20 protein-coding genes are annotated in these 19,879 nt (G+C 48.7%); 8 read left to right on the forward strand and 12 right to left on the reverse strand.

Going from position 1 to position 19,879, the window contains the following annotated elements:
* Positions 1-590: 590 nt before the first annotated feature.
* The gene (locus E0496_RS04880) at positions 591-1,163 is read left to right on the forward strand and encodes a phosphatase PAP2 family protein (protein WP_141500525.1); all 573 of its coding nucleotides are present in this window, start codon (positions 591-593) and stop codon (positions 1,161-1,163) included.
* On the opposite strand, the gene trmB is transcribed toward E0496_RS04880, so the two are convergent.
* Together trmB and E0496_RS04890 are read right to left on the reverse strand one after the other, a co-directional pair.
* Positions 1,160-1,927, reverse strand: coding sequence for a tRNA (guanosine(46)-N7)-methyltransferase TrmB (trmB, locus tag E0496_RS04885; RefSeq protein ID WP_141500526.1), 768 nt, complete (start codon positions 1,925-1,927; stop codon positions 1,160-1,162). The genes E0496_RS04880 and trmB overlap by 4 nt on opposite strands.
* Positions 1,928-2,170: 243 nt before the next feature.
* The gene (locus tag E0496_RS04890; protein ID WP_139993855.1) at positions 2,171-2,380 is read right to left on the reverse strand and encodes a hypothetical protein; all 210 of its coding nucleotides are present in this window, start codon (positions 2,378-2,380) and stop codon (positions 2,171-2,173) included.
* Between the two features lie 281 nt (positions 2,381-2,661).
* On the opposite strand from E0496_RS04890, the gene mnmL reads away from it, so the two are divergent.
* From mnmL to E0496_RS04905, 3 genes are all read left to right on the forward strand, one after another.
* The gene (gene mnmL, locus E0496_RS04895; protein ID WP_141500527.1) at positions 2,662-3,618 is read left to right on the forward strand and encodes a tRNA modification radical SAM protein MnmL/YtqA; all 957 of its coding nucleotides are present in this window, start codon (positions 2,662-2,664) and stop codon (positions 3,616-3,618) included.
* 86 nt (positions 3,619-3,704) lie between these two features.
* Positions 3,705-4,283, forward strand: a complete 579-nt coding sequence (gene mnmM, locus E0496_RS04900; RefSeq protein ID WP_141500528.1) for a tRNA 5-(aminomethyl)-2-thiouridylate-methyltransferase MnmM — start codon at positions 3,705-3,707, stop codon at positions 4,281-4,283.
* A 108-nt stretch (positions 4,284-4,391) separates the two neighbouring features.
* The gene (locus E0496_RS04905) at positions 4,392-5,366 is read left to right on the forward strand and encodes a type I phosphomannose isomerase catalytic subunit (RefSeq protein WP_141500529.1); all 975 of its coding nucleotides are present in this window, start codon (positions 4,392-4,394) and stop codon (positions 5,364-5,366) included.
* Positions 5,367-5,597: 231 nt separating this feature from the next.
* Here E0496_RS04905 and E0496_RS04910 read toward each other — a convergent pair whose 3' ends face one another.
* Positions 5,598-7,490, reverse strand: coding sequence for a B12-binding domain-containing radical SAM protein (locus tag E0496_RS04910; RefSeq protein WP_141500530.1), 1,893 nt, complete (start codon positions 7,488-7,490; stop codon positions 5,598-5,600).
* 160 nt (positions 7,491-7,650) lie between these two features.
* Positions 7,651-9,201: a stalk domain-containing protein gene (locus E0496_RS04915; RefSeq protein ID WP_161601314.1), complete on the reverse strand. Its 1,551-nt coding sequence runs from the start codon at positions 9,199-9,201 to the stop codon at positions 7,651-7,653.
* A 190-nt stretch (positions 9,202-9,391) separates the two neighbouring features.
* Here E0496_RS04915 and E0496_RS04920 point away from each other — a divergent pair, with 190 nt between their 5' ends.
* Together E0496_RS04920 and E0496_RS04925 are read left to right on the forward strand one after the other, a co-directional pair.
* Positions 9,392-10,318 (forward strand): RluA family pseudouridine synthase, encoded by a 927-nt coding sequence (locus tag E0496_RS04920; RefSeq protein WP_141500532.1) that lies wholly within the window; start codon positions 9,392-9,394, stop codon positions 10,316-10,318.
* 16 nt (positions 10,319-10,334) lie between these two features.
* The gene (locus E0496_RS04925; protein WP_141500533.1) at positions 10,335-10,670 is read left to right on the forward strand and encodes a DUF1904 family protein; all 336 of its coding nucleotides are present in this window, start codon (positions 10,335-10,337) and stop codon (positions 10,668-10,670) included.
* On the opposite strand, the gene E0496_RS04930 is transcribed toward E0496_RS04925, so the two are convergent.
* The 4 genes from E0496_RS04930 to E0496_RS04945 all read right to left on the reverse strand — a co-directional run bounded on the left by E0496_RS04930 (position 10,645) and on the right by E0496_RS04945 (position 14,810).
* Positions 10,645-10,887 (reverse strand): hypothetical protein, encoded by a 243-nt coding sequence (locus E0496_RS04930; protein ID WP_141500534.1) that lies wholly within the window; start codon positions 10,885-10,887, stop codon positions 10,645-10,647. The genes E0496_RS04925 and E0496_RS04930 overlap by 26 nt on opposite strands.
* A complete protein-coding gene (locus tag E0496_RS04935) occupies positions 10,884-12,854 on the reverse strand; it encodes a phospholipid carrier-dependent glycosyltransferase (protein ID WP_141500535.1) in 1,971 nt (656 codons plus the stop codon). Before E0496_RS04935 ends, E0496_RS04930 begins: the two co-directional genes overlap by 4 nt.
* On the reverse strand, positions 12,851-14,146 hold the full coding sequence (locus E0496_RS04940) for an MFS transporter (RefSeq protein WP_141500536.1): 1,296 nt from the start codon (positions 14,144-14,146) through the stop codon (positions 12,851-12,853). Before E0496_RS04940 ends, E0496_RS04935 begins: the two co-directional genes overlap by 4 nt.
* Before the next feature lie 103 nt (positions 14,147-14,249).
* A complete protein-coding gene (locus E0496_RS04945) occupies positions 14,250-14,810 on the reverse strand; it encodes a GNAT family N-acetyltransferase (protein ID WP_141500537.1) in 561 nt (186 codons plus the stop codon).
* Positions 14,811-14,877: 67 nt separating this feature from the next.
* Here E0496_RS04945 and E0496_RS04950 point away from each other — a divergent pair, with 67 nt between their 5' ends.
* Together E0496_RS04950 and E0496_RS04955 are read left to right on the forward strand one after the other, a co-directional pair.
* A complete protein-coding gene (locus E0496_RS04950) occupies positions 14,878-17,112 on the forward strand; it encodes a UvrD-helicase domain-containing protein (protein ID WP_141500538.1) in 2,235 nt (744 codons plus the stop codon).
* 18 nt (positions 17,113-17,130) lie between these two features.
* Positions 17,131-18,117 carry an HD domain-containing phosphohydrolase gene (locus E0496_RS04955; protein ID WP_141500539.1) on the forward strand — a complete coding sequence of 329 codons (987 nt, stop codon included), beginning with the start codon at positions 17,131-17,133 and terminating at the stop codon, positions 18,115-18,117.
* 45 nt (positions 18,118-18,162) lie between these two features.
* Here E0496_RS04955 and E0496_RS04960 read toward each other — a convergent pair whose 3' ends face one another.
* The 4 genes from E0496_RS04960 to E0496_RS36090 all read right to left on the reverse strand — a co-directional run.
* Complete coding sequence (locus tag E0496_RS04960; RefSeq protein ID WP_141500540.1) at positions 18,163-18,729, reverse strand: hypothetical protein; 567 nt, start codon at positions 18,727-18,729, stop codon at positions 18,163-18,165.
* A 115-nt stretch (positions 18,730-18,844) separates the two neighbouring features.
* Positions 18,845-19,348 carry a ferritin gene (locus E0496_RS04965; RefSeq protein ID WP_139993886.1) on the reverse strand — a complete coding sequence of 168 codons (504 nt, stop codon included), beginning with the start codon at positions 19,346-19,348 and terminating at the stop codon, positions 18,845-18,847.
* A 94-nt stretch (positions 19,349-19,442) separates the two neighbouring features.
* Positions 19,443-19,664 carry a DUF1450 domain-containing protein gene (locus tag E0496_RS04970; protein ID WP_141500541.1) on the reverse strand — a complete coding sequence of 74 codons (222 nt, stop codon included), beginning with the start codon at positions 19,662-19,664 and terminating at the stop codon, positions 19,443-19,445.
* Positions 19,665-19,692: 28 nt separating this feature from the next.
* A partial coding sequence (locus tag E0496_RS36090) for a hypothetical protein (RefSeq protein ID WP_277755824.1) occupies positions 19,693-19,879 on the reverse strand: 187 nt, incomplete at its 5' end.

Genomic DNA, 19,879 nt, shown 5'->3' on the forward strand with positions numbered 1-19,879 from the left:
ATAGCGTATTAATGAACACATTACCTCCTTTTACGACGACTCAGCCTTATTTTCAACCAATTGCTGAGTTTTTAGCACTAACGTCCTTATTTACGATATGAAGTTAGAAAAGGTTGCTTCTAATGTGGAGCCAGTATGTGACGAACAGGTGAACAAGCGCGTTACTTCCGACACCTTTTGCTGTTTCGACAAAAATCCTCTCAACGTGCTGAAATATGTCCATTACAGTTTTACCATCAACTGCACAAAATTAAACAGCAAATAGAAACGATTGTGAAAACAATTTTTTGGGAAGCCGGAAACCGCTCGTCGATACGCATTTATAAAAGCTTATTGGATTAAAATGCATCATTTCTGTAAATGTGATACAATACTGACTTCTTATTTTAATAATAGGACAAGAAATAGTTTACGCCCCGCGAACAAAAACATGTTAAAATTGATTAGATTACAATATAAGAGTGGTTGCGATGAACACACTTATATTTCGCAAAAAAAATCCGGTTCTGTCTGTGTAGAACAACAGAATTTATAATTAATACTTAGATCTACTGGGATAAAGAAAGCCACCGTAAGGAGGAAAAACAGCGATGGAACGAATGATAGGCTGGCTGAAAACAAGTGAGCAAAAGATGCTGATTTGGGCAAATCGGAGACCTACAGGGGGCAAAGGACATCGACTCCTTGGTAGATGGTTAAGCATAGTAACACATATGGGCGGCGCCACCTTCACGCTAGCAACCGCCCTCTTATATGCACTATTGGCACCTGCGCCTTGGAGCTTAACGGGCTGGCAATGTTTGACCGCGGTCGTCATTAGCCACTTGCCCGTAGCCATCGTCAAAAGAAAATTCAAGCGGCTTCGGCCTTACCAGGCCATGCCTGATGTGAACATTGGCCATAAGCCACTTGTCGACTCATCCTTCCCGTCTGGCCATACGACAGCAATCTTCGCGTGGCTTGTCCCGATTCTGCTGACTAGCGGCATATGGATGGTTGTCTTAGTTCCAGCAGCCATGATTATCGGGGTATCGGTCGGATGGTCAAGGATGTATCTAGGCTTGCATTACCCCTCCGATGTTGCGGCAGGCGCACTCATTGGAACGGTAACAGCTCTTGCGGTCAACTATTCATGGGTCAGCTCAGCCGCAGGACTCAACTAATTGTCCTCGTCTGCGGAATCATTCGATTCCGTGTCGCTGGCCTCAGCCTCTTCCAATATCAACTTTTCCTGCTTCGCCTCACGATGCTTCCTTAAAGCTTCGGCACCGATAACCGCTTCTACGCGATAAATATTTTGACCTTTTTCCATAAACTTCATTTCATATTCCGTAAACACAAGGTCCTCTCGAGGGCCTTCTTTGTGCAGGTGGAGCGAAATATTACGCATGACCAGCTCCATTTCCGCAAAGCTATTCAAAGAAAACTCAAACAACGATTGCGAATCGGTCTTAAAATGAATCTCACCGCGCTCATTAAGCAGCTCGATATATTTAGCAACCAGCCTTGGATGAGTTAGCCTTCTGCGGGCATGCTTGCTTTTTGGCCATGGATCGCTGAAGTTTAGATGAACGCGCTCAAGTTCTCCCGGTTCAAACATGGTCTCAATATTTTCAATATTGGCCCGAAGCAAAGCGAGGTTCGGCGGATGCGATTCTCCTTTTTGCTCCCAAATAATACGTGCCTTCTCGCTTGCGCGGCGAAGCAGCTCATCGTACATGTCCACACCAATAAAATTGATATGCGGATAACGCGCGCTCATCTGGCTAATGAAGCGGCCTTTGCCCATGCCAAGCTCAACGTAAATCGGATTGTCATTGCCAAAAAATTCACGCCATTTGCCTTTGTGCGGAGCAGCATCAAGCACGACCAGCTCCGGCTGTCCCTCTAAACTCTCACGTATCCCTTTTCTTCCTCTTAAACGCATATGCAGTGATTCCTCCATTTATCGTAGACGATGCAACGAATAGACTAGTCCCTATTGTGCCCAAGAAATGACGCAATGTAAAGAGGAATGGCAACCAACTTCTATACATTTGAGAAGTCATTCTGCTTCACTGCCCGCTATTATCTCACTTTCACTACAAAACCGCGTGCTTGGATTAAAAAAAGCCGCGGCCCTTGTTCGGCACTGCGGCTTTGTTCCTGTATATACGATGCTCTGTCAAGCTTAGAGCAGCAGTTGGTAAGCAATCGGACCATTTTCTTGCTGATCACGCTCATACGTCTCAACCAGCACTTCGTTCAACTTCTTGCGAGCTGAAATTTCTACGCCATGGTTATTGTGAAAACGGACACCCGTAAGGGCCATTAATTCTTTGATCGTAAGCTCAACCGTTACTGTGTTGTCGCCGTTTGGTATTTTCGTTGCATGATTCATCTCTAATCACCTCATCGATTTATTGTAAAAGTATTTCCATTTTATCGACGTTTCATGAATGCAAGTGCAATTGGGTTATGTTAGGTTTATTTGTTGTTTTGTCGCACTTTTAATATAACACTTCATGTAAGGTTATGCAAGCCCAAAATGCACCATTTCAAAAATAATTTCCAATTAAAGCGTTTCCCGAACGTTCCCTAGACATACGTGTAACAAACGTGGCTTTTCCACTCATTTTTCGTTAAAATATAGGGTGTATGTTTCGAAAGAAGGGGAAAATAATGATTGACTCACAGACTGCGCTGCCCAAACTTTGGAGCGATAAACGATTTCATACATGGAATTACGAAATGCGGGAGCAATTCGGCGGTAAAGTATTTAAAGTCACGCTCGATGCCGGCTTTACTTGCCCGAACCGGGACGGCTCTATCGCCAAGGGTGGCTGCACGTTCTGCAGCGCACGCGGATCAGGTGATTTCGCAGGCAGCAGACGGGACGACCTCGTCACGCAGTTCAATCAGATACGTGACCGCCAGCATCAGAAATGGCCGGACGCCCAGTATATCGGCTACTTTCAGGCTTATACCAATACCTATGCGCCTTTAGAGGAGCTTCGCGAATATTATGAAGTGATTTTGCAGCAGCCCGGCGTTGTCGGTCTATCGATCGCCACCCGTCCCGACTGCTTGCCCGATGACGTAGTTGATTATTTGGCAGAGCTGAACGAGCGCACCTATCTGTGGGTGGAGATGGGCTTGCAGACCGTGCATGAATCAACTTCCGAGCTGATTAATCGAGCGCATGATACCGCCTGCTATGAGGATGCCGTCCGCCGCTTGCGCGCACGCGGCATTCGCGTCTGTGCGCATATTATTTACGGGCTTCCGCAGGAAACGCATGAAATGATGCTCGATACCGGCCGTGCCGTTGCCAACATGGATGTTCAGGGAATCAAAATTCACCTACTTCACTTGATGCGCAAAACGCCGATGGTTCGTCAATACGAAGCCGGGCTTCTGCAATTTCTGGAGAAGGATGAGTATGTCAGCTTGATCGTAGACACACTCGAATTTTTGCCGCCGGAGATGATTGTCCACCGCCTGACCGGCGATGCGCCTCGCGACCTGCTGATCGGCCCTCTGTGGAGCATGAGAAAATGGGAAGTGCTTAATGCCTTTGACGATGAGCTTAAGCGCCGCAATACATGGCAAGGCAAGCACTGGAAGGCGGGGGCTTAATAAATGGGCATATGTGTTAAGACAACTGCTTTCCTTCTGCCTCCTTTGGCTTTAACCTATACTTTCTGTCCGAATGGAGGTAACCTATGGGCTTCCTATCCATGCTGAGCATGGCCCACAAGTGGATTGCCGAGCGTACCGCGCCAGGCGATATCGTTATTGATGCAACCGCGGGTGGCGGTGTCGATACGCTGGCATTAGCAACGCTTGTCGGGCCTAAAGGCACCGTCTATGCCTTCGATATTCAACAGGAAGCGCTTGATCGGACGGAGGCACGCCTCTCTGCGCTTGACGTGGACAAGCGTCCCTCAGTCAAGCTGCTGCTAGAATCACATGCCAATATGGCAAAGGTTGTTGCTCCTAACGTTATCAGCAAAGCTTCAGCGGTCATGTTCAATCTCGGCTATTTGCCAGGCAGCAGTGATCTTACGATTATAACCGAGCCTGCCTCAACGATTGCCGCGCTGGATGCCGCCATGCTGCTGCTAAGACCGGGAGGTATCGTCACTTGCGTATTATATCCGGGCCACAGCGGAGGCAGCGATGAGGCGGCCGCCGTTGAGAAATGGGCAGCCGAGCAGCCGCAAACCTCGGCTCAGACGGTTATCTATCGTCAACTGCAGCGGTCAACTGCTCCCTATCTTGTGGCTGTCGAGAAACGATAGGCTGCAGCCGGATGGGCTTTTGATCTAGTCGCGAGTCCTCTATCCTTGTGAAGCCACAAAGGGTACAATCGATTTAACTACATATTATAGACATGGGAGAGATATCAAATGACAGTAAAACCTTATCCATTACAATTCAAACCAGAAATGAAAGAACGCATTTGGGGAGGACGAGCGCTGGAGGGCTTTGGACTTGAGCTTCCGGAAGGCTCCATTGGCGAAGGCTGGATGATTGGCGATCACCCGAATGGTACAACAAAGGTCATGAACGGCGAACTGGCTGGCACAGGACTTGACGAAATTCGCGAAACCTATGGCCGCATTTGGTTCGGCACGAAGGGCTTCTCCGAGAAAAACGGACGGTTCCCGCTTCTTATTAAATTGCTCGATTGCAATGATGATTTGTCCATTCAAGTCCATCCAACGGATGCTTATGAAGGCCTTCCCGAAGGAGAACTCGGCAAAACGGAAATGTGGTACATCTTGGACGCTAAGCCGGGCGCAAAAATCATTTATGGCTTAAAAGACGGCGTTGACCGTACGGCGATGGAAGCCGCAATTGCTGAGGGCCGCATTATGGACACGCTTCAAGAAGTGTCTGTATCGGCTGGTGATGCCTTCTACATTCCGGCAGGAACGGTGCATGCGCTATGCTCCGGCGTTGTCGTTGCCGAGATTCAGCAAAACTCCGATACGACTTACCGTTTGCATGATTACGACCGTTCAGGCCTTGATGGACAGCTTCGCGAGCTTCATATTGAGGATTCACTGAATGTCATCGCCTATGAAGGCGCTGGCGCACAGCGAATGACAACCGATGGTGCCATTGCAGGAGAGTGGCTGACGATCGCAACCTCCCCTTATTTCGTTGTTGAAAAAGGAATCGTAGCTGCGCCTTGGAAGCTCTCCACCTCGCTTGAAAGCTTTGTCATTCTCGTTGTTGCGGAAGGCGAAGGCCAGTTGAAATGGGCAGACGGCGAACACTCCATCAAACCAGGCGAATGCTTCCTTCTACCCGCTAACCTTGGCGACTACGAGCTATCGGGCAGCTTCACCGTACTTCGCAGCGTAGTCCCTGCGTAAATCTGCAACTAGGTAAAGCTTACCTATCGAACAAGGTGAAACGACTGTCTCCGTCCTTTGGCAGCGATGCGCGATTCATTCCGAGAAATATAGAGATCGTATGGCGAATGATATACTTCCCTATATTTTAAAGGACGCAACAAAAGAACCTTCAGCTCCGCGGTTACGCGGAATTGAAGGTTCTTTTTCATTCCAATATCACAACATTGCCAGTTGGAAATTGAACATGCCTTAGCCCTGAAGCACCTCGCGGCTTGCTTCTATCGTCAGCGTGAACGGACGAGGCTTCGGCTTCGTGCTGCCCGATTCCAAGGCATACAAGACAACGAGCAGCGTATGCTGCTCCCGCACGACCTCGCCGGTTGCAAGGAACGTTGCGAGATCAAATGGAAGCTTCTCGATGACCGCATGTTTTTGCAGTTCCTTCTCTCCAAAGCCAAGCGCGGCGAATGCTGGCGATACCTCTTCAGGACGCTCCGCCAAGCGGCGCATCCAACCGCTCCAAATGGACTTGTCCATCGTAAATTCCCACCAGGTTTTACGCGGCTTGTAATTATGGTTAAGGAAATAATCATATTTCATAAGCCCCAGCACAATGTCTGAATCTAGGCGCGAGCCTGCAATGGCAAGCACCTCGTCAAACGTAAAGGAAACCTTCTCCGAATCCTCCTGCAGTGTAGGCAATGAACCGATTGCGTTCTTACCCGAGCGCGGCAGCGATTCAAGAAATGCCCAGAGCCGCGAGTATAGATCCTCCAACTGATGCCCAATCTTTTGCCAACCGCTGCGCTCCCAGAAATCACCGAATGCTTGAAAGAAATCAAATGGCGACGGAAAGACGCGGTCAACCAAATAAAGCAGCGTATGGTCCATCCGGTGCGCATTCCAATACTTCTCCAATACATCTTCTACCCGCTTGATCCGAACGATATCGCCGAATGGCATCAGGTCATTCCCTAGCATCTCGTACGGGGAGCGATCCATGTAAATATAGCCCCATTTGTCTGCTTCTCGCCGAAGGCCCGTTCCTCGCAGCATTTTGAGAAATCCAAGCTGCAGCTCCTCTGGCCGAAGCTCGAAGACGTCATTGAACGTTCCACGGAACGTATCATAGTTCTCCAGCGGAAGTCCGGCAATTAAATCGAGATGCTGGTCGATCTTTTGCGAATTTTTCACTTTCATGACCGTCCGCACAAGCTTCATCCAGTTTTGGCGCCGCTGAACTGCTTCATTCGTCGGATCATTTGTCGATTGTACGCCGATCTCGAAGCGGAAGATCCCGGCAGGCGCGTTTTCCGCCAAATAGTCCAGCACCTCAGGCCGCATAATATCAGCCGTAATCTCAAATTGGAACACACAGCCTTGATGATTTTTAATCAAAAACTCAAAGATTTCAAGTGCATAATCCCGTTTGATGTTAAATGTACGGTCAACGAATTTGATCAGCTTGGCGCCTTTTTCAATCAGATACAAAATATCCGCTTTGGTCCGCTCCATATCATAGTAGCGCACGCCAACCTCAATACTGGAAAGGCAAAACTGGCAGCTGAACGGACAGCCGCGGCTCGTCTCGAAATAGACCACCCGGCTGCCCAAATGAGGAATATCCTCCTCGAAGCGATGCGGTGAAGGCAGCTCGTTCAAATTCAGCTTCGGACGCGGCGGATTGATGAGAACCTCCACGCGGTCTTCGCGCTGCTTCCGGTAGGTCACTCCGAAGACCATGTGATATTTGCCGTCACCCTCAATTTCTGTCAGCAAGTGATGAAAGGTCTCTTCGCCCTCGCCCACCACGATGAAATCAACCTCTTGGACGCGCTCCATCCAATAATCCATATCGTAGCTGACTTCGGGACCCCCAAGAATGATTTTAATTTCAGGCATAATTTTGCGCAGCATATTGATGACTGTAATCGTCTCCTCGATGTTCCAAATGTAACAGGAGAACCCTACGACATCAGGCTTTCGTGAGAAAATATCCGAAACGATGTTCATGACCGGGTCTTTGATCGTATACTCTGCAATATCGATATCGAATCTGTCGCCGCTGAACGCCTTCAAGCAGCGCAGCGCAAGTGATGTGTGTATAAACTTCGCATTTAAGGTGGACAATACCACTTTCATAGCATAACCTCTCTAACATAAGCATTTGCCCAGCCAGCAACACAGCCTTGTAGCCTTAGTCGCTTCTAGCAAGATGCCTTCTATTGTACAGAAAAAAAAAGAAAAAAAGAAGAGGCATCCTTTGCCGGCGGTCGCCTCTGCTGGATACCTCTTTGAATGACTAGCCTCTAAGCTTGATATACAGCTCGTTTTTCAGCTGCATATCGATGACCGAGTACCTTACCCGCCATTTATCGCTGCCAAGCGAGGTTACCTCGCCCGCAGCAAAGCCGCGTGGTTCAAAGCCATAATCGCGTTGGAACGAGATGACGACCTGAATTTTGTCGTCAGGCAGCAGCTCGTGGAACTCGTAGCCTAAATTAATCGTCCACATCCGCAGCTCTTGCGCGGTTGCCGGACCATAGTACATATAAAACAATGGATCGATATCAGCCGTTAGCACGAGCCAGCCGGCAGAGTCGCGTTTTGCCGACCAATTGGTCATTTTCGCTTCTCCCTCGGTCGTCGAAATTGCGGAATATTGATCCTTAAGCAGCTTCTCGATATCCGCCTCAGGCACTCCAACTAACGTATCCGGCAAGCTTGATGGCAAGAACTTGGCAGCGGCAATCGTTTCTTTCGTGACCTCGCTATACAAGCTTGCTGCATGAATAACGGACACGGCAAAGTTGAGATCCGCGTTCGTATTGGAATATCCAAGCGTAGTTATGCCTACCAGCTCTCCATATTCATTAAACAATGCTCCTCCTGAACTTCCGTGATCGATGGGAGCGCTTGTTTGAATATAGCGAATGCTATTCTCGTAAGCAATGTTGCTAACGAGACCATCCGAAACCGTATTTTGCAGTCCTAATGGGCTTCCGATCGCAACAACCTTACTGCCCTTATAAGAATTAAAGCCATAGCCCAGCTCTACCACAGGGAGATTAAGCGATGCTTCTGTTTTGACAATCGCCAGATCAGCATTTTCGTCATAGCTGACCACACCCGTGATTTTCAGCTCCTTGCCCCGCAGCGTAAGCGCGGTTGCGGAAGAAGCATCCGAGATGACATGGTAATTCGTAAGAATCAGATTATCGCCAATGACTACGCCGCTGCCTTGCGCACGATTAGTCATGATGAGCACGACGCTTGCATCAAACTTATCAACGATTTCTTTGCTTGTCATCGTAGGCAGATTTTTCTGCTGCTCCAGCCATTCCTGATATTCCGCTTCTTCTCCTGCCTCTACCGAAGTAATTCTTACTGTGTTAGCCTTGCTGTCCCACTTGACCGTCGCGTTCAAAGATTCGGAAATAAAACGAACCGGCACAAAGGTAACCCCTTTGCGAACGACCGCAGCCGCGTCAAGCTTCACGGATTTTCCGTTAATCACCGCTTGCTTGTTGCCAACTTGTAGAGAAATCGTAATATTGCCTTTACGGCCAATGATCGTCCCCGTCTTGCCCTCCCAAGTTACAGAAGCGCCCAACGCCGTGAAAATATCACGCATCGGAACAAAGGTAACGCCTTTCTCTGCATAAGCTGCTGCAGATAGAGAAAGCTTCTTCCCGTCAACGACGACCTGCAATTGCTCGGTTGCGGAGGCAACCGCCATATTCGTAGCACTCGCTGCCGCTACGGAACTGTCGCCAAACCCTTGTAAAGGAGCAAACAGCAAGCCCGCTACAAGCAAGGGGCTAAGCAAAGACTTTACTAATTTTGTATTCACGCGATTGTTTCCTCCAGCCTTTTCCATTTTCACCATTTGGTTATTCTACCAATTATCCTACCATTCCTCTTAACGCTTTGTCTATTAGAATGGATTTGATAGAGTACCGCTGCATAAGCAAATTGAACATTAGAACTGATGGCTGCACTCGTGGTATAGTAGGAACATTGAATCTAGGAGGTTTTTTAGCATGCACAGGGGGAAAAAGCGCGGCGCTCCTCAATCACAAGCGGATAAAAGCAAGTCTTATCCGGTTACCGAACCGATGGAGCTGCTCCCGTTTCTTATAAAAAACATATCAGGTGCTGGACGCAATGTCGTCAAGTCGATTCTGGCCCATGGCCAGGTATCCGTAGGAGGAAAATCAACCACGGCCTATAATTACCCGCTCCAGCCCGGCCAAACCGTTACGGTAGGCAAAGACCGTCCGCAAGAGAAACTTCCGCTGGAAGGTCTATCGATCCTCTTCGAGGACGAGCATATTATCGTCATCAAGAAAGACTCGGGCCTGCTTTCGATCTCGTCAGACGCCGCGCCGGAGAATGAAATTACCGCTTACCGCCAGCTGATGGCGCATGTGCGGCAAGAGAACGCAAAAAACCGAATCTTCGTTGTGCATAGACTTGACCGCGACACCTCCGGTGTCATGATGTTTGCCAAGAGCGAGGCTGTTCAGCAGCAGCTCCAAAACAGCTGGCAGGATACGGTACAGGAGCGAATCTATGTCGCTTTGGTAGAAGGTGCGGTTAAAAAGGAAAAGGGTACGATCAGCTCATGGCTTAAGGAAAGCAAGACGCTCAAAATGTACTCCAGCTCCTACCCGAAAGACGGATTGCATGCCGTGACGCATTATAAGGTGCTTCGCAGCAACAAAAATTTCTCCTTGCTTGAGGTCAATCTCGAAACGGGACGAAAAAATCAGATCCGCGTTCATATGGAGGACATCGGACATCCGGTCGTCGGCGACAAAAAGTACGGCGCACGCACACGTATTATTGGCCGGCTAGGCCTGCATGCGCGCGTTCTCGCCTTTACTCATCCGATTACGGGCAAGCTGGTCCGGTTTGAAACCGACATTCCAAAGCTGTTCCTAAAGCCTTTCCATACTACCGAGTAAACAGGAGGTTGGAGCGATGCCGCATCTAATATTTCGCGGTGTACCAGCAGATAAACTGCACACCATATCCTTACCGCTTGCTAACGAGCTTGCTGTCATTTGTGAGTGCGGTACCGATAATTTTACGATGGCCTGCCTTCACACGACGAATGTCTTCGGCAATGAAGCAGGCGATCCTGACTTCGCCTTCATCGAAGTAGGCTGGTTCGAGCGGGGACAGCAGGTACGGAACCGCTTCGCGCAAGCAGTCACCGCATATGTAGCCGAGCTAGGCATCCCGGAAATCGAAATCGTCTTCCATGCCTATCGCGAGGACAGTTACTATATTAATGGCGAGCCTGTGGCCGAATAATGGTTATACAAGAAAGGCGCACCCGATGGGTGCGCCTTTCTTGTATAATCCAACTGCTGCCTATGGCCGGCTGGACGGTCAGCTCCAAACGGATTCCGTTTCGCTCTAATTCGAAGGAAGCCCCCGTGTAGTACCAGTCGATTTCATGATCCGCCCTCTTGGCTTCACATTCAAGCAAATACTCCCACTCGTAGAGCTCTGGACCTTGTCTTATCATTGTTTTTCCCACTCCACATCATCCGCGTTCAGCCACCCTGCTCCCCCGGTAAAATAAACGGACACCTCATCCTGCTCAGCTACTGTCACAGCAGGCAGCTGAGCAACCACGTATTCTTCTGCCATCGGTACCGCTTGCTCCACAGCTTGGACGCCGTTAACCGAAATTCCGATGATGCCACCCTCACCGCCTGCGCTAACCTTGGCTCTCAGGACGTATTGGCCGCTGTCCATGCTTATAAAGGTTTGAGCGGCGTTGTGCTCCGCGCCTGGGTCCAAATAAAGCAGGTTCGATCCGCTGAATGGTCGGTTGGTCCCTATGCCTGCGCCTCCTGAGAACGCCCAAAATCGCGAGCCCTCCTCCAATCCGCCGTTAAGGAAAGATTCGTGAGGCTGCTGCGTCGTTATCGTGCCATTGCTTTTGCCGCTAACCACCGTATAATGCTTAAAGCGCTTAAGTGTATAGCCTGCGCTCTCATCCGGAATGGCGTCGTTGTTCGTAAAAATATAAGCGGCATCCTCGCTCGGCCTTAGCTGCGGAGTACCAAATTCATACCTCCCAAAGGAACGGACAAACTGGAACTGGCCGCCGGGATTAATGTAGTCAACCGTATCCAAAAAATGCTGGGGATTAATTTTCTCATAAAATAGGACATAGATATAGGGCATCATAACTTGATCAGTCACATATACCTTGCCTTCGGTCTCATCAGAAGCATACTGCACAGCTTCTCCAAAGGATTCGAAGAAAAGCGGGCTAATTTGCTTGGCATAAGTCGTAAAGTACTGTCCACAAAAAAGGATGAAAAATACCGAAAATGAACTAATCACAACGACAAAGGAATATTTGATCCGCTTATGCAGCCACATGAGTCCCGCTACTGCTGTAAATACGGTCGGATAAAAAATAATGTTGATCCGGTTAATATTAACGTCCGTGATCAGCGTCATCAGCACGGCCGTGCCAAACCAAATCGCAATGACAGCCGTTTCGACACGAAACGATTTGATTAATTGATATACGCCGTAAACCATGCCGATTGCAACAAGCGGGAGGCCGATGGGGTACAAGAAGCCGAACCCCGGTATTGCATTCCACAACAGACCGTCATTTTGCGTGAGGTACATTTTAGAAAAGTGTTTGAAATTTTGCGCAAGCATCGATAAGGCATCACCTTCAAACACAGTGGATACTTGCTCAACCCTAGGGACCGTAAGCTTCGGAATCGAAAATAAGAAGGATAAGGTCGCCATGCCAAAACGGTTAATGACAAGAAATAAGCCGATGGGCAGCGCAAGGATAAACAAGGCCAAAGCGTTCCACAGCATCACCCTTAGCGCGAACGTCTTCCTCACCACAAACAAGGTCAGCAGGGCTGCACCGAACACCGGCACAAAAAAGTAAGACGTGCCATAGGCGTAAAGCGAGACAGCGAGCGTGACCGTAAACGCGATCAGCCACTTGGGCTGACGGAACGCTTTCAACAAGAAAAAAACGGCGATCAGCACGAATGTGGGAAAAATATTAGATTCAAGCGCCCATCTCGACATCATGATATGCCAAGGGCAAATCACGATGAAAAAAGCTGCCGCAACCGCTGCATGCTTTTTCTGAAACAGCTGCAAAGCAATCAAATAAAACAACACCATGACGATAAGCCCTATCAAGATACTGGCCATCCGCACCGATAGCGGGGTTAAACCAAATAAATAGATAAAAGGCATAGACAAATACGCGTATAGAGCATTTTGGCCGCTTCCCCATGCGATTAAGTGAATCGGCAGCTTTATGCCATTCCGATCCATACCATAATGCAAAATCGAATAAGCTTCATAACCGATGGATGCCTCATCCTGATTCAAGCCGCCCGGTATGGAGCCGGCGTACAAGACTCGTACCACGACTCCAACTAGAAACAGCATAACTAGCATTCGATTTTGCTTTAACCATTCCAAATAACGAATCATGCCTCCAGGTCACCGCTTCTTGTAGTAGATTTAGTCTGGCGTGTCGGATACAGATAAAAGAATACAAGAGCGATCAGCAAAGCGACAAACGGAATAAAGCTCAGCATGGAACGGATTCCCCATACCGCAGCCTCCGCCTGCACGGCATCCTTCTTGTAGCCTGTCGCCTCCAAAATCAAGCCTAGCACCACCGCCTGCAGCGACACGCCCCATTTGACGATAAAGCCATTCATGCCAAAATACATGCCTTCCCTGCGCACCTTCGTCCGCTTCTCGTCCTCGTCGATAATTTCCGACAATAACACGTCCAGCAGAACGAGCAGACCCGCCAAACCGATGCCGATAGCAGCGGCAGCCGCAGCAGCCGCTGCTACGCTTGACACGAATACAAACGGAACCATCGCCAGAGCATAAATACTGACTGCAATCAGTACCGTTTTTCGCGCTCCCCATTTTTGAACCAGCCGGCCCCATAAGTAGACGCAAGGAATGGCAGCGATAAAGATCGCTCCTAGCAAAATGGTATTGCTTGCGTCCTCGGCACCGAGTACGTATTTGGTGAAGAATGGAATTGCCGCAGGCAGCATAGCAAAGGTAAATTGCACGAAGAAACTGCCAATGACGAACAAAACAAACGCCTTATTCGAAAAGGTGAATTTTAAAGACTGAACAAAACCGATCTCCTCGCGATCTACGACGGTTTTCTCCTTGCTGGAAGATACCATGATGATAAAGAAGACCAAAGCTATTCCTGCGAATATCGCCCCCATCGGCCCCCAGCCCAAATTGCCGTATACAAGGGGTGGCAGCGCCACGCCAATAATCATGCCGACAATACCGAACATTTGCCGCCAAGAGGAAACGGTTGCCCGCTCCTTCATCGTGGTGAACATTTCCGGAAAAAGAGCTGAATAATTCAGAACGACCATAACGAATAAAATATCATAGAGCAGCACGATCGTTAAAAAGTACCAGAACACTTCTGTGCCCGTTCCGAGCGGAAACCAAATGGCGGTAAACAAGGCTGCGAGCGGTACCATCCCAAACAACATATAGGGAATCCGCCTGCCAAAACGGGAGCTCGTACGATCGGAGATATGCCCGAACAACGGATTCAGCACCGCATTTACGATGCCGTGAATAACCATAGCCACACTGATTAGGCCAGGCTCTACGCCCAACACGTCAACATAATAAAAGACGATGTATGAGGCGAAAGCCTGCGCCATCAGGTTGACGGACAAATTTCCCGAGCTGTACGCTAATTTCGATTTGAAGCTTGCATTGGACATGGAATAACACGCTCCCGGTTACGATGAAAGTCTATAATCTAGCAATAACTCTCTCATCTTACCGTACAAACCCTTATTATTCCATAATTAACTTTTGAATCAATTACAGCGGCTTCACCATTCGGATGTAGCGGCTGCCGCTGACCGTAATGGAACCATCCTCGATAAAATCAAGCTTCTGGTATACAGAGTGAGCTCTAGTGTTATAGGGCTCTACAATGAGTGACAATCTGCTGCAGCCCTCCTTCGCTCCTAATTTCTCAAACTCGCCGATTAATGCCTTTCCCACACCCTGCCCCTGATAACGTTCAGAAACGGAAATCGAGTCCAAGTAATAATCGCCTTCCTGAGCTTCAACAACGATACTCTCACTTGCACGTGCCCCCTTGTCCCTACCCGGCCTTTCAAGGAAAGGGATGTCAAGCGCTGCTGCACCTTCCCCTGGATAACTGATCAAAATGCCCGCAATGCCGTCTTCTCTCCGATCTACGATTACATGCTTATAGCTGATCCGGTTATCTTCCCGAATATAAAAATCGGCTAAGATTTGTTCGACTTCTGCGTCATTCTCCGTTCCGGCCAACGTATAGGCAATTGATCCGATCGCTGCTAGCAGCAGCGGAAGAAATTCCTGAACATCTTCTTTTCTAGCTGGTCCAATCATGATGGCTTCCCTCTTTCTGATATGGTTCTGTTATAATCAATACATCTAATTCGTTGAAGGTGATAAAGTGAGCAACAACTATTATACATTTCCGATCGGCATCCGGAACGGCGAGGTTCCGTTTGCACCGCTTGCCGAGGCCAAGACAAGCATCCAGCTTGTCGGCAACAGCGAGAAGGACGCCGGATTTTTCCGCGGCTTGGAGCAGTATGGCATCTCGCTCAATCGACCGCAAATCGCTGCCGTCCGGCACAACGCTGGACCTGCGCTTACGCTAGCGGGGGCTGGATCGGGCAAAACCTCTGTACTCGTATGCCGGACGGCTTACCTGCTTGCGATTCAAAGCGTGCAGCCCCAGCATATTTTACTGATGACCTTCTCCAAGAAAGCAGCAGACGAAATGCGCAGCCGCATCCGCTCTCTTCCCATGCTAAACCCGCAAGCGGCAAGCGGCGTGGAAGCTCGTACGTTCCACTCCTTCTGCCTCCAGCTGCTGCGCGGACGCGGCTACCGCCAGGGCATACTTGGCGAAACCGGGCAAAAGCATATTTTTTTCAAACGGCTGATGCGCGAGCTGCTGCTTCAGAATGAATACGAGCCCGAAACGCTGCTGGCTCAGCTCTCAGCCATTAAGCTGCAGATGATCAACATCAGCGACCTTCCGTCCTCCACAACGGAGGAGCGCGAGCTTAAGCTTCTCTTCACCCGTTACGAGAAATGGAAGCAGGAAATGGACAAGCTGGACTACGACGACCTGCTTCTCGAGGCTTATAAGCTTCTAAGAGACGATAGAGAACTGCTGGCTTCGCTCCAACAGCGATTTCAATATGTGATGATCGACGAGTTTCAAGACACGAACCAAGTTCAGTATGTGCTTGTGCAAATGCTTGCCGATAAACATCGCAACCTTATGGTTGTTGGCGATGATGATCAGACTATCTATTCCTTTAATGGAGCCAAAAATGATTATATCCTGAATTTCGAGCACCAATATCCGGGAGCGGCTACATATGTTCTCGATATCAACTATCGCTCAACAAGCACCATTGTAGGACTTGGCAATGCCATCATTCAATATAACAAGCTTCGCAAAGAGAAGACGCTGCTCGCGGTCAAGCCAAAAGGTTCCAATCCCTCCTATGCGCGTCTCAAAACGACACAGGAGGAAGCCAAGCTTATTGCAGACACCATAACACTGCAAACCGGACAAGGCAAACGGTCTTACGGGGATTTTGCCGTACTATTCCGCACAGCGAGCAGCAGCAGAGCGCTTGTCGAGCTGCTGCTGACCAGAGAGCTGCCGTTCATCGACTTCGGAGATGGTCAGCTCTTCTATGACCAATGGGCCATAAAGCCGCTGCTCGCACATCTAAGGCTAGTGCAGGACCGGCGCAATTTTGATGCAATGGAGATTTTGCTGCCTTCGCTCTACGTCAACCGTGAGCAGGCCATGGCTTTTATCTGGAACCAGGATAAGCTTCGCGCGAAGAAGTGGCCGCTCATCCATCTGCTTGAATTTCCGCAGCTGAAAGAGTTTCAGAAGGACAAAATCAAAGAGCGCATTAAGCTGATTAAAGCATTAGCTGAATTAAAACCCGCTGCAGCTATTATGGAGCTTCGGCAAGCCTTTTATGACCAATATCTTGAAACCAGCAAGCGCCATGAAATGACGGAGCATAAAGAGGGCTTAAAGGAAGTGCTGGACGAATTCGAGGCTGCGGCTAGCGCTTATGATACGATTGACTCTTTCCTCGCCTACATTGATGATATTACAGATAAGCATGCGGCTGTTCAGCAGCTTCGCAAGCACGAACATAATCGAAGCTCCGTTTCGCTTATGTCGATTCACAAGTCCAAAGGGCTGGAATTTCCGGTCGTTTTTGTCATCGGTGCTTCGGAAGGCATACTGCCGCATAGCTCTGCGCTGGCTGCCGATAAGCATAGCGACCGCAGCTCTCTCCAGACAGGGGATGATGCCCTTGCGGAAGCACTGGAGGAAGAACGCAGACTCGCCTATGTTGCCGTAACGCGGGCGCAGGAGGAGCTGTATGTCAGCTCCCCTGCGCTTTACCGCGGCAAACCTGCCGAGCTGTCGAGATTTATCCGGTCCGCTTTTATGAACGGCCAAGAAGAGGACGCTCAATCAGAATCCGCTCTGGCCTGGCTGTGCACAAGCGATACCTGTCAGGTCTGGCAGCGTATTATTACGTACGAGGATTCGCAAGCAGAATCCCGTTCATGCCCATTATGCCAATCCAAAATGGAGCAGGGAACGAAGCTGCTTCCGAAAAAAAAGAACTAAGGAGACCAAAGTAACCTCATGAGTAGCACATATGAACAGCTGTCTCCGTATCTTAAACTGGCAGATGCCGTCATCATCACGGATGAAGGGCATTATATCATAGCCGTAAATCCCGCTTACGAGAAAATCACAGGCTATGACACAGAAGAAATCATTGGTAAGAGGGCTAGTATTTTAAGAACATCCTATACCCCGAAGGAAACACATGACCAAATGAAGGCGGCTTTGCAGCAAGGTTCCCCTTGGTCCGGCGTATTTACAAACCGTCGCAGGGACAGCAGCGTGTGGCATTCCTCGATTACAATCACGCCGCTTGAATCAGACGGAGCCATCTACTATATCGGCGTTTTCCGTGAGCTGGAGAAGCTGAAGAGCGGCTTTTATTTGCCAGAGGAACGTATCAGTTCTATTCAAAGCTCTATGCTGAAAGTGCTTGCGATCTCCTGCGAAATTCGCGACCCTGGCATCGAGCAGCATCTCGTCCGTGTCCGGGATCTTACCGAGCGGCTGACGCACTTTCATAATGAACGGCTGCAGCTCGGCTGGCCGGAGGAGCTTGTAAACCGGATCGCGCATTCGAGCATTTTGCATGACATCGGCAAATCCGGCATTCCCGAGGGCATTCTATACAAGCCGGGGCCACTCGCTTATTATGAGCGCAACATTGTCGAGATGCATACCCAAATCGGTGTAGACATTATTGATAAAATCTATGCCGAGCTTAATGATGATTTATTTAATCAAGAGCTGGAGCTGGGCAAAAATATTATTTTATACCATCATGAAAAATGGGACGGTACCGGCTACCCTCACCAACTCTCCGGAGATGGCATCCCGATCGAAGCTCGAATCGTCAGCGTCGTCGATGTATTTGATGCCTTAACCAGCACGCGTCCCTACAAAGAGAAATGGTCCGAAGAACGTGCGCTTGCCTATCTATCCGAGCAACGTGGACAACACTTCGACCCTGAGCTTGTCGACTCGTTTCTTGCTCTTATCCAATAAAACCAAAAAACCATTAGCAGAAAAGCAATAGCGGCTAATGGTTTTTTATTTTGTAGCACGTTCTATGATGGCTTCAATGCGGGATATTCTCTCAGGGTCACGTGGCATACCACTCCGAAGCTTGACCAGAAAAAAGCCCTCCACGTCCTTAAAGCTCATATATTCCTCTGTTGGATGATCAGCCGCCAGATCCAAATAGCCTCCCGAGAGCCCAATGCTTGCCATGGCTTTCATCGCGTCTTCCGGATAAATGTAATCATGGGCAAGCGCAATGGATAGTTGCTTCGCTTTACCTTTTACATACGTCACCGTTACAATCCCAGCCTTCGTACCATAAGCTCGAGCCTCCGTTTGCTCAATCATGTCGACGGCACGTGAGCTTTCAAGCGCACGCTTATCGAACAGGCGGTCTAAAGTCTCTGAATCCTTGTCCATAAAGTCACGGATTTGAATAAGCGGTAGAAGATCACTTGTTGGAGTGACGAATCCTTTATGCTCGGGAGGTGCGGGAGATGCAAAAACCTGCAGAGGAGTTGGCGGCTCATTCTGCCCGATTGGCGAGCAGGCGGATAATACGATTATGATAGCCACGGCTACCCACAATTTTTTCATAGTAGTCTCCTATGACCGTAACTCAGATTAGATACAAAAAGAGACCTTCCCCTGAGTAGAAGTTTCCACCCGGTAGACGGCCTCTAATTGGCTTATTAATAATAGCGAATGAGCTTTAAAGTGCCGGAGCCGTAAACGAGCGACCAGCAAACTCGGCATCCAGCATATAGAAGGCATTGCTGTCTTTGTCGATCCGCTTTAACTTATGAATAATATTATCGAATAGCGCTTCCTCTTCTACCTGCTCATCAATGAACCATTTAAGGAAGTTAATTGTGGCATGCTCGCGATCGCTAATCGCCAAATCAGAAAGATTGTAGAAGCGTTTCGTATTTTGCTGTTCATGTCCATAGCCTTGCTCAAATGTATCCAGAATGGACGCATATTCATTATTCGGCTCTCCGAGAGCGGATAGCGTGGCGCGACGGCCGCGGTCATTCAGGAATTTGTAAATTTTCATAGCATGGAAACGTTCTTCCTCCGCTTGCACGATAAAGAAATTAGCGAATCCGTCAAGACTTTCGCCGGAGCAATAAGCTGCCATGGCAAGATACACATGCGCTGAATAAAATTCAAAATTCATCTGTTCATTTAATGCTTCTGCTAGTCCATCATTCATGCTCGTGCACCTCAGCTTTCCTAGATTGTACTTATTCTAACATAAAAATAAAGAACGGCAAATGCCGTTCTTGTAAATGTAACCATTTATTTAATTATCCGATCATCTTCTTCAATCGCTTATATAGCTTCTCGGCTGACGGCGCGCTAACCGTCTTCGACTTGATGACGACAAAACACTCCAGCTTGCAGGTTTTGCAATCGCCAAGGCAATCGCTTTTCTTCTGCTTGATATCGGGATAGCGATTTTTCATAGCCTTATAAATCGGCTCTGAGCCATTTTTCAAATTACGTTTGCAATACTTGATCTTCTTCATCCGATTCACCCCGCAGCGCAACGAAGGATTAACTACCTACTTGATGATAATGATTATCATCCCCGTTGTCAACTGCGATTTTTAAGAAGTGTTGTTCTTCTGTGATAATGTCATCCCATAACTGTTCTGAGATAATGTCACTATGGGACAGGAGACAATTACATTGACCAGAGAAGAACTGAAGAAGATCCGCGTCGTGCAGAAAATAGTGGATG

The organism is Paenibacillus luteus (assembly GCF_006542765.1).
Lineage (GTDB): Bacteria > Bacillota > Bacilli > Paenibacillales > Paenibacillaceae > Pristimantibacillus > Pristimantibacillus luteus.

Bases quoted from the DNA above. Each gene is read 5' to 3' on its own strand.
- E0496_RS04940 (WP_141500536.1), bottom strand. From the start codon at position 14,146: ATGTCCAATGCAAGCTTCAAATCGAAATTAGCGTACAGCTCGGGAAAT.
- E0496_RS04880 (WP_141500525.1), top strand. From the start codon at position 591: ATGGAACGAATGATAGGCTGGCTGAAAACAAGTGAGCAAAAGATGCTG.
- E0496_RS04920 (WP_141500532.1), top strand. From the start codon at position 9,392: ATGCACAGGGGGAAAAAGCGCGGCGCTCCTCAATCACAAGCGGATAAA.
- E0496_RS04905 (WP_141500529.1), top strand. From the start codon at position 4,392: ATGACAGTAAAACCTTATCCATTACAATTCAAACCAGAAATGAAAGAA.
- E0496_RS04970 (WP_141500541.1), bottom strand. From the start codon at position 19,664: ATGAAGAAGATCAAGTATTGCAAACGTAATTTGAAAAATGGCTCAGAG.
- E0496_RS04925 (WP_141500533.1), top strand. From the start codon at position 10,335: ATGCCGCATCTAATATTTCGCGGTGTACCAGCAGATAAACTGCACACC.
- trmB (WP_141500526.1), bottom strand. From the start codon at position 1,927: ATGCGTTTAAGAGGAAGAAAAGGGATACGTGAGAGTTTAGAGGGACAG.
- mnmM (WP_141500528.1), top strand. From the start codon at position 3,705: ATGGGCTTCCTATCCATGCTGAGCATGGCCCACAAGTGGATTGCCGAG.
- E0496_RS04890 (WP_139993855.1), bottom strand. From the start codon at position 2,380: ATGAATCATGCAACGAAAATACCAAACGGCGACAACACAGTAACGGTT.
- E0496_RS04930 (WP_141500534.1), bottom strand. From the start codon at position 10,887: ATGATAAGACAAGGTCCAGAGCTCTACGAGTGGGAGTATTTGCTTGAA.
- E0496_RS04960 (WP_141500540.1), bottom strand. From the start codon at position 18,729: ATGAAAAAATTGTGGGTAGCCGTGGCTATCATAATCGTATTATCCGCC.
- mnmL (WP_141500527.1), top strand. From the start codon at position 2,662: ATGATTGACTCACAGACTGCGCTGCCCAAACTTTGGAGCGATAAACGA.
- E0496_RS04910 (WP_141500530.1), bottom strand. From the start codon at position 7,490: ATGAAAGTGGTATTGTCCACCTTAAATGCGAAGTTTATACACACATCA.
- E0496_RS04965 (WP_139993886.1), bottom strand. From the start codon at position 19,348: ATGAATGATGGACTAGCAGAAGCATTAAATGAACAGATGAATTTTGAA.
- E0496_RS04935 (WP_141500535.1), bottom strand. From the start codon at position 12,854: ATGATTCGTTATTTGGAATGGTTAAAGCAAAATCGAATGCTAGTTATG.
- E0496_RS04955 (WP_141500539.1), top strand. From the start codon at position 17,131: ATGAGTAGCACATATGAACAGCTGTCTCCGTATCTTAAACTGGCAGAT.
- E0496_RS04945 (WP_141500537.1), bottom strand. From the start codon at position 14,810: ATGATTGGACCAGCTAGAAAAGAAGATGTTCAGGAATTTCTTCCGCTG.